Here is an 814-nt window from a genome sequence, read left to right on the forward strand (position 1 = left end):
GTGATATACCCCTATTTTTTTAATTATCTTTTTTCTGTGTCTATTCTTAGTTGCTGTACCTGTTTTATCCAATGACTTACGGGCTTTTCGGTTATTTTTGCATTAAGGCTTATTGAGGAATTAACTATATTTTTATTGGTCGTTCCTTTATGAGCTGTAATATCTAATCGTGCCTTATGGAATAGAACATTTAATAAACGTGTGACAGCTGTTTGAGTTTTAGGGTTTAATTCCACTTCATCAGCTGTATCATCTGCTACTTCAGCCTTGGTTTGATTCAGCTCATCATTGAGCTTGGCTTTAAGTATTTCATTTTCAGCTGCAAGTCTTTTTACTTTTTCTCTCAAGGCTTTAACTTCGTTTTGTTCAATGTCAATATCGTCTTCATTAGACTTCTCGAATAACTGTAACTTTCCATTATCAAAGGTAGATATAAACTGATTTTTCTTAGGTGTGAAATCATCTATGCTCAACAAAACTAGGCTATCGAACCGAATAATAAACTGATAAAAAAATCGTGATATTAGCTCTGGGATTTCATTTATGCTTATTAGCCCATTTTTATCAATCTTAACTTGGCTGTTTAGCGCAAGATCATGAAGTCTTTTACGCACAATAACTTGTTCATTTGCATAGTTTTCATTGAGTAATTTATCCATCATTTGCATATCTGTAAAATCAGGGTAGCCAAATTTTTCGAAAACATCTAGGTTAGTCAGTTCGTCTGAAATGAAATATATATCACCTAAACGACCTGCCAATTCTATAGGCATTTCTCTAATAGTATTCAAAGTTAATGGTGCATTCTTAATAT

Annotated in this window: 1 protein-coding gene; it reads right to left on the minus strand. The window is 32.7% G+C overall.

Annotation, left to right across the window (positions count from 1 at the left end):
* Positions 1-23 precede the first annotated feature (23 nt).
* The coding region (locus CXF61_RS13985; RefSeq protein WP_193834162.1) for a coiled-coil domain-containing protein at positions 24-814 on the minus strand (791 nt) is incomplete at its 5' end.

The sequence above is a fragment of the Psychrobacter sp. 4Dc genome, assembly GCF_002836715.1.
Taxonomy (GTDB): Bacteria; Pseudomonadota; Gammaproteobacteria; order Pseudomonadales; family Moraxellaceae; genus Psychrobacter.